The organism is Actinomadura sp. B10D3, assembly GCF_039871695.1.
Lineage (GTDB): Bacteria > Actinomycetota > Actinomycetes > Streptosporangiales > Streptosporangiaceae > Spirillospora > Spirillospora madurae.
On record NZ_JBDPLY010000018.1, the window covers coordinates 102,496 to 114,949 of the forward strand.

Here is a 12,454-nt window from a genome sequence, read left to right on the forward strand (position 1 = left end):
ACCCCGCTTCGCCACCCCACCCACAACGCCCGCTAAGGGATCCCTCGCGCCCCCTGCGGAGACGATGCCTGAAGGTGCCGCGGCGTCCCAGGAGCCTCCTGACGGCTCGGCACGAGCGCCCAGGACGCCCGCGCAGGAACCGACCGTGCCCCCTGCTGAGGCGAGACCTCGCGGCACGACAGCGCGCCAAGAGCCTCCAAGCCCCGGGACGCCTCCGCCCAGATCAGACGCGCCGCCTGCAGCGCCGTCCCGGGACGCGACGCCCGCACAGGGACCAGTCGCTCCACCCGCAGAGCCGCGTGGGGATGCGGCCCTGCATCAGGGACCTCCTGGCGGCTCGGCACACGCGCCCGGGGACGCTGCAGGCGCGCCGTCTGTAGAGGCGCGTGGGGGCGCGGCGGGCTACCAGGTGCCTCCTGGCGGTGCGGCGCACGCGTCTGGGGCGCCTGGGCCAGGATCGGTTGCGTCGCCTGCGGGAGGTGCTGGGGGGACCGGTGCTTCGTCGGGGGTGCCGTTCGTGCCGCCTTCGCGGGCTTCTGGTGAAGAGGCCGCTCGGTTCGAGACTTCGGCGCCGCCTCATGTCGGGGGGCGGATGAGTCGGGGCGCCGGGGCGCAGCCGCCGCGGATGGCGGGTGGTCAGGCGCCGCCGCTGGGTACTCAGGGGACGGCGTTGCCTCGGCCGGGCGCGCCCGTTCCGGGAGCGCGGCCGGACGCGCCGCCGATGGAAGCGTCGCGACCTTCCGTGGAAGCGGTTCCGGGGGGTGCTGTCGCTCCGCGTGGTGGTGAATCGGTGGGGCGGTACCTGCCTCCGGGGCGGGCGTCTGAGCCTGCCGGGGGCGCTGGGGGCGCGGTTGTGGCCACCGTGGCCGCCGAAGGGGTGGCGGTCGCGGCCGTGGCGGTCGGGCTGCAGGTTCTGTGGCCGGTGTGGGGTCCGGCCGTGGTGGTCGTGGTGTGGGCGGTGCTGCTGCTCGCGCCGTTCACCGCGCGGCTCGCCTACGGCTACCGGGAGCCGGACGCCACCGAGCGCGTCAGGTTGGGGCAGCCGTGGCGGGACGTGCGGCAGCGTGCCGGTGCGGGCGCCTACCGGCTCGTGGTCGTCGAGTCGGACGAGCTGAACGCGTGCAGGCCGTTCGGGCGGACGGTCGCGGTCACGTCCCGGTCGGCGCGTGAGCTGCCGCCCGGACGGCTGGAGGCCGTCCTCGCGCATGAGCTCGGGCATCTGCTCGGGTGGCGGGCGTTCCCCGCGTTCGTCCACGCGCAGGTGACGTTGCCGGGGCGCGCGCTGGTGTGGGCGCTGCGCAGGCCGTGGGCCCCGGTCGTGCCGATGTGGAAGCGGGCGGTGGAGTGGCACCGGCCGATCGGCTTCCTGCTGGTGTTCGTGCTGGCCGTCCTCGCGGCGGCGGTCTCGGTCGTGGTGGCGCTGCCCGCGGCGGTCGCCTACGGGGTCGCGCTGGGTGCGCGGCTGCTCAGCGCCCGCGGCGAGGCGCGGGCGGACGCGGCGGCGGTGCGGCTGGGGTTCGGCGCCGAGCTGGTCGCGGCCGTGGAGGAACGCATCGAGCATCAGCCCCACGGGCTGCCGCTCCCCCTCGTGCGGCGGGCGCAGGCGCTGCGGCGCCGGCTCGGCTAGCCCTTGCCGCCGAACAGCGGCGGCGGCCCCTGGCGCGGGGTGCCGGGTGGGCGCGGGCCGGTCTGCCCGCCGGGCGGCGGGCCCGGGTCGACCGCGAGCGGTGCCCGTGGCGGGGGCGGCGACGGCGGCGCGGCCCACTGGGGAGCGGCCGGTGTCGACCACTGCTGCGGCGGGGTGGCGGGCGCGGGGATCGCCTGCTGCGGGGCGGGCGGGTCCGGGAGGGGGCCGGTGGTGACGCGGTCCAGGGTGATGATGGCCGGGTCGCACTCGACGGGGGTGATCGTGCGGCCTCCGCCGGGCGCCGACTCGACGAGCAGGAGCGCGTGGTCCGGCAGGTGCTGGAGGGTGACGGGCTCGACGGCGTACTCGTACACGCGCTGCGTCGTGTCGGCGTCGCTCCAGTTCGTCCCCTCGGCGTAGGAGTAGGCGGCCGACCAGTTCCGGGACGTGGACGTGGTGGTGCCGACGGTGTCGCTGGTGCTGGTGGAGCCGCCGCGGTTGCTGCCGCGCTGGTAGTTGGTCGACCGGTCGGGGAACAGGCCGAACATCTCACCGCCCGAGTAGGTGGTGCCGGACGAGCGGCTCGTCCCCCAGCTGCGGGACGTCCCCGTCGTGCGGCTCGTGCTGGTGGACTCCGAGTCGCCCGCGCCCTCGGTGTCGGTGGACGTGTGGGACTCGTTCCCGCCGACGTTCTTGGTGATCTGCGACAGGACGAACCGGTGGTCCCGCCCGATGAAGTCGGCGGCGCGGGTGGCGTCCTCGTGGTTGCCGAGCCGCATGAACGCGACGGCGCCGCCGCCGATCATCTCCGCGGACGTCTCCCGCAGCCGCCGGAACAGCAGGGTCAGCGGGACGCCGCGCCGCTCGCAGGCGTCCGAGAGGCGTTCCAGGTGGCGGCGGGCCAGCTCGTCCGCGCCGGCGACGATGAGCGCGGGGGTCGAGTCCTGCGAGGCGGTGATCCGGTGGGTGACCCACTGGACGACCAGGTCGGTGAGCAGCTCGGACCGGACGTTGCGGGCCTGGCTGTCCAGCGCCATGCACGTCAGGTAGCCGGCGCCCTCCTCCTTGGGGGGTTCCGTGCCGAGTTCCTCCAGTGGATGGATGTAGGACTCGATGCGGGACAGGCTCGCGTGGGCCTGCCGCCGGTACTCCACGGTGAACAGCTCGTTCGCGATGTGCCGGCGCTCGTCGCGGGTCAGGGCGCCGCCGTCGTCGGGTTCGCCCATCAGGGCGCGGAGGGCGGCCGCGATCCGGCCGAGCGTGAGGTCGTCGCCGAGCGCGCGGCAGATCTTGGTCAGGATGCGGTCGTCCATGCTGCGGTCGGCGCGGGCGGCGTCGGGGGTGCCGCCGTGCATGGACTCGACGATCGCGTCCACGAGGTCCTGCGGCGGCATGTCGGCGAGCAGCTTGGACGAGGCCAGGCGGCTCGGCAGCAGTTGGACGTCCACGCCCGTCCAGGCGGCCTGGGACAGCTCGACCAGCTCCCGGCTGACGACCTCCCGGGACAGGTCGAGCACCAGCAGCGGCTGGACGGCGAGGGTGGACGTGCCGTAGGTGGTGAGCAGCGCCTCCCAGGCCCACAGCGTCCCGCCGAACACGTCGAGCCGGCGGCCGGGGCGCGGGGCGGAGCCCCATTCGGGCAGGCCGTCGAGCCGTGCGCGCTCCGCGGCGTCGTGGGCCTGCTTGCGCGCCTGCCACTGCCGGGCCTGCTCGTGGTAGCCGCCCGTGATCTGCTGCTGCGCCAGCTCGTAGGCCTGCCGGGCGGCCTGGCGCTGCCGGACGGCCCACCACGTCAGCACCGCGCCCGGCGCCACGGCGATCACCGCGAGCAGGAGCATGCCGGTGGGGACGGGCGTCTTCACCATCTGGGAGTCGCTGGCCGAGCAGGCGGCGAACAGCACGAGGAGCGCCGCGATGGCGGCGCTGACCGGAAGCGTCCGGCTCAGCCTGCGCTGCGCGAGCTGCTCGGTCTCGGTGACGCGGCGGGCCAGGTAGTCCGGAAGCGCCTGCTGCTGGGGCGGGGGCTCGGGGAACGGCCTGAGGAACCACCAGCGGTCGCGGAACACCCAGCCGAGGCGGGGATCAGGGCTGAACAGCCGCTCCCGGCGTGCCAGCAATCCCCCAGGATCGACCGGTCTGCCCCTCACGATGCTGAACCCCCGTTCCGTCCGGGTGCCGACTCGATCGTCACGCCTGTCGGGATCATGCGCGGCGATGCCGCAAACAACCCAAGCAGATTGACACGTGACTTGTCAGGCCCTCTGCCGGGAATCGGCCTTCCCAATGGCGCCCTTGCTCAATAACCTGACTGTCCATGGCGCTGGACAGGGACGGATTCAGGGAGAGGACCGACCGTCCGCCACCGGTCGCCGAGCCGCCGCCTCCACCGGAGCGTCCGGGGCGCGCCCGGAACTCCCTCGCGGGCGGCCAGCCGCGCGGCCGCTCAGGTCCCCGACCGCCCGCGTCCTACCGACGTCGACGAGACAGACGACGAGCCGGGCCCGGAATCGGACGACCCTCCCGGCGACGACTCCGACGACGACTCCGACGACCACGAAGCCGTGCCGGAGGAAGACACGGCGCCGACCCCTGAACCTGAGAGGCCCGAGGAGCCTGCGGCCCGGCGGGAGGCCCCCGGCGACGACGGCCGGAGCCGGGAGCCCGATCCACCGCGTCCCGCCGATGAGAGCGGTGAGCCGGTCCCCGCGGAGAAGCCTGCGGCCGACCGGTCGAAGGCGGCGTACCCGCACGTGACGGATCAGTCCGGCTACGTCTTCACCGACCGCGAGTACGATCTCGCCGGCGTTTCTCCGGACGACGTCTGGAACATGAAGAACCGGCGCGCTCCCCTCGGAATACGTCCTGAGCAATGGGACGAGTGCGTCGCCGAACTGCATGACGCGTTGGCCACCGACGGCCTCACTGACGTGGCCGTCCGGCTGGGAGGCCCGAGCGTGCGGTTCTCCTCGGACGGCCAGGGGAAATGGTTCCCGCAGAGCGAGCACGACGTCCGGATCAAGGTGGCCGAACGCAACCGGAACGCCTCCGAGCAAGAGCGCGCCCAGCGAGCCGATAAGGCCGCCGCGAAATACCGCTCCGCCGGCTTCTCCCGCGATAGACCCAGACCTTTTGCGCCGTTCTTCGACAGCCTGTACCGGCTCGGCGTCGCCGATGCCCCGGACGGCTACGACTTCCAGTTCGACGGCGACGGGATCGCCGAGTCCGAGGCCTTGCGCGCCTGGGCTCGGCGCTGGGAGGACGAACTCGGCCGCGAGGTGACCCTGACCGAGACGGGCGTGAGGGAACCGGAACTGCGCGAGGATGGCTGGACGGTGATCGATCCCGAGGACGGCGCGGAGAGCGAAGATGGCGAGAACTGAGGCGTACTTCTCGGTGGACATCGAGGCGGACGGGCCGATTCCCGGTCCGTACTCGATGCTCAGTTTCGGCATCGCCGCCTGCGGAACCTTCGACGGCGCGACCTTCGAACCGTCCGACCCGTCGAAGCGCACCTTCTACGCGGAACTGAAGCCGATCAGCGACGATTTCGTGCCCGAGGCCCTGGCGGTGAGCGGACTCGACCGCGAGAAGCTCGCCGCCGAAGGGCGCCGCCCGGAAGAGGCGATGCACGCGGCGTCCGGCTGGATCGAGCGAACCGCGGGCGATGCCACGCCGGTCCTCGTCGCCTATCCGTTGGCCTTCGACTGGATGTGGCTGTACTGGTACTGGATCCGGTTCACGTCCTCGTCGCCGTTCGGCCATTCACGCCACCTCGACATCAAGAGCCTGTACGCGGCCAAGGCGAACGCGATGGTCGTCCGGTCGACGAAGCGGCAGATGCCCGCCGCGCTGCTGCCGGACCGCCCGCACACCCACAACGCGCTGGACGACGCCGTGGAGCAGGCCGAGCTGTTCCAGAACCTCGTCCGCTGGGACGGCTGAGCATGTGGGACGTGGTGCGGGGCCTGCCGGTGTGCCGGCTGCTGGAGGTCCCCCGCCCGGACGAGCACGACGGGCGGGACGAGTGGCGCGACCAGCGGCTCGCGGCGCTGGTGTCGGCGTACCACGCGGGCGGCGATCCGGTGCTGGTCGGGTGGCGGCGCGCCGAGGCGTTCGGCCCGACGGAGGTGTTCGTCGGCGGGAACGGGCTCCTCGCCGACCGCGACGGGCAGGACGCGACGCTGAGCCTGCCCGCCGGCGGGCGCGGGGTCATGCTCCCCGGAGGCCTCGCCGAGGACGCGATGGCGCACTGGGTGAGCATCGGCGGCATCGCCGACGGCCTGCTCATCGACGACCCGGCGCCGGAGGACCCCGCGCGGCCGTCGCTGGAGGACGGCCTGCTGTCGGTGTGGATGCAGCCGTTCGCGTGGATGCTGGTCGCCGAGCCCGTCGATCCCGCGGAGGCGCGGCACCTCGCCGACGATCTGGCGGACCGGCAGCAGCGCGCCCAGTCGATGGCGGAGATGTCGCCCGAGGAGTCGGTGGCGGCCCTCCGGATGGACAAGCGGCACCGCGAGCTGCGCCAGGCCGCGACGTCCGGCCTGTGGCGGGTGCATCTGATGGCCGGGGCGGCGACGCCGCAGGCCGCCGCCCGGGTCGCCGCGCTCGTGTGCGCGTCGGCGGATCTGAGCCGTCTGCCGTACGCGCTGGTCCCGGGCGCGGCGGGGCCGTTCGAGGCCAGCACGCAGCTGGTGGCGGCGCTGGCCCGCCCGCCCGTCCGGGAGGTCGCGGGCGTCCGGTTCGTGATGCGGCCGGAGTTCGACGTGACGCCCGAGTCGGCGGACACCGGCGTCCGGCTCGGCCGGGTTCTGGACCGCAACCGCCGGGACGTGGGCGAGCTGTCGCTGCCGCTGTCCAGCCTGAACCGGCACACGTTCGTGTGCGGCGCGACCGGCGCGGGCAAGTCGCAGACCGTCCGGTCGCTGCTGACGGCGGCGTCGGAGGCGGGGCTCCCGTGGATGGTCGTCGAGCCGGCCAAGGCCGAGTACCGGCTGATGGCCGCGCGGCTCCCGGACGCGGAGGTCGTCACGATCCGGCCGGGGGACGCCGAGGCGGTCGCCGCCGGGATCAACCCCCTCGAACCGGCCATGGGACCGGACGGGCGGCCGTTCTCGCTGCAGACCCACGCCGACCTCGTCCGCGCCCTGTTCCTCGCCGCGTTCGAGGCCGAGGAGCCGTTCCCGCAGGTCCTCGCGGCGGCGCTGACCCGCTGCTACGAGCGGCTCGGCTGGGATCTCGCGCTCGGCGAGCCCACCAACGCGGTTGCCGGGGGGCGTGGGGGGTCGTCCCCCCACAGGGCCAACGCGGTTGCCGGGGGGCGTGGGGGGTCGTCCCCCCACAGGGCCAACGCGGTTGCCGGGGGGCGTGGGGGGTCGTCGCCGCGCTACCCGACGCTCGCCGACCTGCAGGCCACCGCCGAGCAGGTCGTGGACGACATCGGCTACAGCCAGGAGATCACCGACAACGTCCGCGGCTTCATCCGGGTCCGGCTGTCCAGCCTCCGGCTCGGCACCACCGGACGGTTCTTCGAGGGCGGCCACCCGATCGACTTCGACGCGCTGCTGTCGCGCAACGTGGTCCTGGAGATCGAGGACGTCGGGGACGACCGCGACAAGGCGTTCCTGATGGGCACCGTCCTGGTCCGCCTGGTGGAGCACCTGCGGCTGCGGCAGCGGCACGACGCCACGACCGGGCTGCGCCACCTGAGCGTGTTCGAGGAGGCGCACCGGCTGCTGCGCCGCAGCGAGCAGGCGGGCGCGGCGGCCCACGCGGTGGAGACGTTCGCGAGCCTCCTCGCGGAGATCCGCGCGTACGGGGAGGGGCTGATCGTGGCGGAGCAGATCCCGTCCAAGCTCGTCCCGGACGTCATCAAGAACACCGCCGTCAAGATCGTCCACCGGCTGCCGGCGAAGGACGACCGGGACGCGGTCGGCGCGACCATGAACATCACCGACGCGCAGTCGCAGTTCCTGGTCACGCTCACGCCGGGCGAGGGCGCGGTGTTCACCGACGGCATGGACTTCCCGCACCTGGTCCGCATGCCGGACGGCTCCCACCTGGAGAAGGCCGTGCCGACGGCGTCCCCGAGCGTGCTGGTGAGCCCGCGCAGCAGCACCTGCGGCGCGGACTGCCGCGACGTTCCCTGCACGCTTCGCGACATGCGCACCGCCCAGCGCGCCGTGGCGGACCGTCCCGAGCTGGTGGTGTGGGCCGAGCTGGCGGCGGCCGCCCACCTCACCGGCTGGGGCACGCCGCGGCTGGACCCGTCCGTCCTGGACGGGCTGCCGGCGCGGCTGCGCGACTGCACCGTGTCCCACGCCGTCGACGCGGCCGTCGCGTCCCGCGCCGCCCCGCCCGGGTTGGCGGACCACCTGGTGGACGTCCTGCGCGGCGACGCGTGCTCGACCGACGAGACGTCCTACTTCGCGGCCCCCTACCGCTGGTGCCTCGTCGTGGAGGAGCTGGAGCGGGCGAACCAGGAGACGCCCGGCGGGGGACGCCACCCGTCGAGCGGCGAATGGGAAGAGCTCTACGAGCGGGCGATCCCCGGCGACACCCTCACCGAGCAGCTCCGCACCGTGAACGCGTGGTGGGAGCGCGACCAGCGCGACCTGGACGCCCGCAACCTCGCTCTTTGGGGCTCCGGCAGGACCCTCGAAACCGCCGTCGGGGCGCTGCGCTCCGACCCCGAATGGCCCGGCCGCTTCCGCGAGGCCACGTCCGCGCTGCGCAATTTCGGCGGGCTGCTCGGGTCGTATGTCGCCGAATGAGCGTGCACTATAGGTCCATGGGGGTACTGGAGCAGGTAGCACCGAATCTGGTCGGCGTGGTTCGCCGTGACATCTGGTGGATGGGCTGGAACACACTTCTCGCGTGGATCCCGGTGGGCCTCGCCTTTGTGCTATTCCGCGGCGACCGGCTCTCCCGGTCGCCGTTCTGGTGGACGGGACTGGTGCTCTTTGTCCTGTTCCTGCCGAATGCCCCGTATGTCGTCACCGACCTGGTCCACCTGCGTGGCGACATCCTGATGTCCGACCGCGGCGGTCCGGTCGTCACCGCCGTCCTTCCCGTCTACGCGCTGCTCATCGGCTCGGGTTTCCTGGCCTACTACCTCGCCCTCTCGGCGGCGCTCCGCCACCTGGTACGCCTCGGCCTGGGCGCCTGGCAGGGGCGCGTCACCATCGCCGCGCACGCGCTCTGCGCCATCGGCGTGTTCCTCGGACGCTGGGCGCGCCTGAACAGCTGGGAACCCGTCGTCGACCCGCACGCCACGCTGGAAAGGATCGTCGTCCACCTGACCTGGGAGTGGGCGCCCGTCCTGATCATGGCCACATTCCTGGTCACCTGGGCCTGCCATTTCATGACGAAGGCCATAGCCGAGGCCTCCTATGCGGCCACGCTGAGAAGCGCCCGCCATTTCCGCACGATTCTTCCCTCCTGACCAGGGATCTCGCGGTTCACAAGGAAGCGGCGGTCAGGCTTTGCGGGCGTCGACCTCTATCTCGATTTTCATCCGGGGGTCGGCGAGGCCGCAGACGAGCATGGTGGCGGCGGGGCGGACGTCGCCGAAGCGGCGGCGCAAGGTAGGCCAGCACGGCTCGAAGTCCGCCCGGTCGGGCAGCAGGTACCGGACGCGCACGACGTCGGCGAAGGTGCACCCCGCCTCTTTGAGCGCCGCCTCGATGTTGCGCAGGCACCGCTCGGCCTGCTCCACCACGTCGTCCGAGATCGTCATGGTCGTGTAGTCGAACCCGGTCGTGCCCGAGACATGCACCCGGTCGCCGTCGACCACGGCGCGGGCGTAGCCGATCTGCTCCTCGAACGTCGAGCCGCTGAGGATCGCGCGTCGCTCCGTCATGCCACGAAAGCTAGATGACCAGCGGAGATACGTCTAATACTCCTGTGAGGATCAGGTGATATCTGTAGGCGTATGGAGCGTCCCGAACTCCCGCTGCCGCAACTGCACGCGTTCGTCGTCCTGGCGGAGGAGCTGCACTTCGGCCATGCCGCCGACCGGCTCGGCATCGCGCAGCCGCCGCTGAGCCAGCAGATCCGGCGCCTGGAGGGCAAGGTCGGGCACGCGCTGTTCACCCGCGGCCCTGGGCGCGTCGCCCTCACCCCGGCCGGGCGGGAGCTGCTGCCCGCCGCGCGGCGGGCCCTCGGCGACCTGGCGGCGGGGCTGGCGGCGGCCCGCGCCGCCGGCGACGGCCGGACGGGACGCCTGCGGATCGGCTTCGCCGCGTCGCTCGCCCTGACCGTCCTGCCCGGCCTGCTGCGCACCTTCCGGCGGCGGTTCCCCGGCGTCGACCTGGACATCCGGGAGATGACCACCGCACCCCAGCTCACGGCCCTGCGCGACAGGACGATCGACATCGGGCTGCTGCGCGAACCACCGGACGAAGCGGGGCTGGTCTTCGAGACCGTCGTGACCGAGCCCTTCGTGGCCGTGCTGCCGGCCGCGCATCCGCTGGCCGCGCAACGGACCGTACGGGTGGCCGACCTCGCCGGATCACCGTTCGTGCTGTTGCCCCGCACGGCCGGACCCGGGCTGTACGACCGGATCACCGGGCTGTGCGCCGCGGCGGGCTTCGCGCCGCGGGTGGTCCAGGACGCGGTGGAGTGGCAGACGGTCTGCGCGCTGGTGGAAGCGGGGCTGGGCGTCTCGCTGGCTCCGGCGGGCATCCGGCGCATCCGGCTCAGGGGCGTCGCGTTCCGCCGGATCGAGCCCGGGGACGCCCGGACGCGCGTCGCCGCGGCGTGGCGGCCCGGCGATCCGGGCCCGCTGGTCGCGAACCTGCTGGCGGTCGTCCGCGCCGGTCAGGCGGCGTAGTTGCGCAGGACGCGGAGCGCGTCGGCGGCGTGCGGCCCTTCGGCGGTGAGAGCGGTCCGTCCCGGCGGGAGGCGGCGGGCGCCGACCCGGCAGAAGTCCGAGGCCGGGCCCGTGATGCGGGACGGGGCGGCGGGGTCGCCGAACGTCCAGTGCGTCCCGTCCGGGCCGGTGAGGTCGCAGAACACCGGGGCGTCCGGGAGGCCTTCGACGGAGAAGGCGTACGGCAGCGTGCGGTGGGCGAGCCAGGCGATGTGGCGGATCCGGTCCGTGTCCGGGTACGGGATGCCGAGCGGGACGGTGATGTCCAGCGCGTGGGCCCAGTGCTCGGCGAGCCGCGTCGTCGCCAGCGTCCGCGGGGACAGGGACGTGCGCACCCAGGAGAGGCGCGCGCCCGGCGGGTGGGCGCGCAGGGCTCCGGGAGTGGCGAAGGCGGCCTTGCACCAGCGCGCGAGGAGGTCGGCGGGGGCGAGGCCCTGCTCGGCGGCGACCATGTCGGCGGCCATGCCGTCCACGGTCGTCTCGGTGGAGGACAGGAAGGGCGTCCCGTCCCCGATGGCCGGACTGGTGATCACTTCCTCGGTCTGCACCAGGTGCAGGACGACGTCGGAGACGGTCCAGCCCTCGGCGTCGGACGGATGGGACCACTGCTCCGGGGTGAGCGATTCCAGCACCGCCGCCAGACGGCGGTACTCCGCGGCCAGATCATCGAATATGTCCGCCATTCCGGCACCATACCGAATCTAATTCGGTATGTCGGTCTCATCCCAGTTTCTCCAGCCGGTCTGCGGCCTCGGCGGCGCCGCCGGACGAGCCGATCGCGTCCCGCACGCGCCCCGCGGCGGCGCGGTGCGGGCCGTCCTCCAGGACGGTCGCGAGGGCGCCGCGCAGCTCGTCCGGACCGGCCTCGGCGAACGGGACGCGGACCCCGGCGCCGGCGGCCTCCACCCGACCGGCGATGACCGGCTGGTCGCCCCGAACGGGTGCCACGACCAGCGGGCGGCCGTGGGCGAGGGACTCGCAGACCGTGCCGTGGTCGCCGTGGCACACGACCGCGGCGACGCGATCGAGCAGCTTGTGCGCCGGGACGGCCTCGCGGACGAGGACGTTCGGCGGCGGCTCCCCCACCGCTCCGGGAGGCGCCACGAAGACCGCCTGGACGTCCATGTCCCGGACGGCATCGAAGGCGGCCTGAAGGAACCCCTCGCAGGGCGCGCCGCCGTCCATGCCCGCCGAGACGAGGACCGCGGGGCGGCCGTCCAGCCACTCCCACGGGAACGCGGCGGGCGCGGACCGTCCCGGGATCGGCCCGACGAACGCGAAATGGTCGGGGAAGAACGAGACGTCGCCGACCAGCGCGCCGGTCGAGAAGCACAGCACCAGGTGGTCGGAGAAGCGGAGGTCGAGCAGGTCGTCGATGCCGTGGTCGAGCTGGAAGTCGCCGATGCGGTCGCGCACCCACTGCTCGACCTCGGGCATGCCCGCGAGCGGCCGGGTGAACTCGGCCGGCGACGCCGCGGCGGTCGCCCAGGGGATCTCCCGCAGCCGCGCCGCGACCGGGGCGGCGAGGACGAGCTGGTCGCAGACCACGGCGTCCGGGCGGAACCGGTCGATCGCCCGCTCCACCCCGGGCATCATCGCCTGGCCGAGCGGGACGAGGAACTCCTCCCAGAAGAAGCGCAGGGCGGGGACGTCGCGGAGCCCCTCCCAGCGCGCCAGCACGGCTTCCGCGCGGGCGCCGAACTCGTCGGCGGCGCCGAAGACGCGGGAGCCCGGACGCAGCAGGGGCTCCAGGGACGGCCGGTGCCCCGTCCAGGCGATCTTGTGGCCCCGGCGGGCGAGCTCGGCCGCGACCGCGGCGACCGGGGCGACGTTCCCGGCGAGCGGCGGGACGGCGAACAGGAAGCGGCGCTCCGGTGCGCCCGCCCGCCGGATCCCGGGGTCGCCGAGCAGGGACGGGACCCGGACGCGGCGGGCGCTCATCGGACGGCCCCCGCGGG

Annotated in this window: 10 protein-coding genes; 6 read left to right on the forward strand and 4 right to left on the reverse strand. The window is 73.8% G+C overall.

All coding sequences use genetic code 11. The features are described from left to right. Window positions 1–853 precede the first annotated feature (853 nt). The gene (locus tag ABGB11_RS25530; RefSeq protein WP_347636575.1) at window positions 854–1,627 is read left to right on the forward strand and encodes a M48 family metalloprotease; all 774 of its coding nucleotides are present in this window, start codon (window positions 854–856) and stop codon (window positions 1,625–1,627) included. Here ABGB11_RS25530 and ABGB11_RS25535 read toward each other — a convergent pair. Then, window positions 1,624–3,744 (reverse strand): hypothetical protein, encoded by a 2,121-nt coding sequence (locus ABGB11_RS25535; RefSeq protein ID WP_347636577.1) that lies wholly within the window; start codon window positions 3,742–3,744, stop codon window positions 1,624–1,626. The two genes, ABGB11_RS25530 and ABGB11_RS25535, sit on opposite strands and share 4 nt — an antisense overlap. 633 nt (window positions 3,745–4,377) lie before the next feature. Between ABGB11_RS25535 and ABGB11_RS25540 the strand changes: the two genes are divergently transcribed. The 4 genes from ABGB11_RS25540 to ABGB11_RS25555 are packed head-to-tail and all read left to right on the forward strand — an operon-like array spanning window position 4,378 to window position 9,068. Continuing rightward, window positions 4,378–5,007: a hypothetical protein gene (locus tag ABGB11_RS25540; RefSeq protein ID WP_347636578.1), complete on the forward strand. Its 630-nt coding sequence runs from the start codon at window positions 4,378–4,380 to the stop codon at window positions 5,005–5,007. Continuing rightward, window positions 4,994–5,569, forward strand: coding sequence for an exonuclease (locus tag ABGB11_RS25545; protein ID WP_347636580.1), 576 nt, complete (start codon window positions 4,994–4,996; stop codon window positions 5,567–5,569). Before ABGB11_RS25540 ends, ABGB11_RS25545 begins: the two co-directional genes overlap by 14 nt. 2 nt (window positions 5,570–5,571) lie before the next feature. Continuing rightward, the gene (locus tag ABGB11_RS25550) at window positions 5,572–8,397 is read left to right on the forward strand and encodes an ATP-binding protein (protein WP_347636581.1); all 2,826 of its coding nucleotides are present in this window, start codon (window positions 5,572–5,574) and stop codon (window positions 8,395–8,397) included. A gap of 17 nt (window positions 8,398–8,414) precedes the next feature. Next, window positions 8,415–9,068 carry a DUF1361 domain-containing protein gene (locus tag ABGB11_RS25555; protein ID WP_347636582.1) on the forward strand — a complete coding sequence of 218 codons (654 nt, stop codon included), beginning with the start codon at window positions 8,415–8,417 and terminating at the stop codon, window positions 9,066–9,068. A 33-nt stretch (window positions 9,069–9,101) separates the two neighbouring features. Here ABGB11_RS25555 and ABGB11_RS25560 read toward each other — a convergent pair whose 3' ends face one another. Then, window positions 9,102–9,485 (reverse strand): RidA family protein, encoded by a 384-nt coding sequence (locus ABGB11_RS25560; protein WP_347636584.1) that lies wholly within the window; start codon window positions 9,483–9,485, stop codon window positions 9,102–9,104. A gap of 72 nt (window positions 9,486–9,557) precedes the next feature. On the opposite strand from ABGB11_RS25560, the gene ABGB11_RS25565 reads away from it, so the two are divergent. Beyond that, entirely contained in the window at window positions 9,558–10,457 is a 900-nt protein-coding gene (locus tag ABGB11_RS25565; RefSeq protein ID WP_347636585.1) for a LysR family transcriptional regulator, read from the forward strand. Here the strand turns inward: ABGB11_RS25565 and ABGB11_RS25570 are convergent. Together ABGB11_RS25570 and ABGB11_RS25575 are read right to left on the reverse strand one after the other, a co-directional pair. Next, a complete protein-coding gene (locus ABGB11_RS25570) occupies window positions 10,445–11,179 on the reverse strand; it encodes a maleylpyruvate isomerase family mycothiol-dependent enzyme (RefSeq protein ID WP_347636587.1) in 735 nt (244 codons plus the stop codon). The genes ABGB11_RS25565 and ABGB11_RS25570 overlap by 13 nt on opposite strands. Before the next feature lie 37 nt (window positions 11,180–11,216). Continuing rightward, window positions 11,217–12,437 carry a nucleotide disphospho-sugar-binding domain-containing protein gene (locus tag ABGB11_RS25575; protein WP_347636588.1) on the reverse strand — a complete coding sequence of 407 codons (1,221 nt, stop codon included), beginning with the start codon at window positions 12,435–12,437 and terminating at the stop codon, window positions 11,217–11,219. Window positions 12,438–12,454 lie beyond the last annotated feature (17 nt).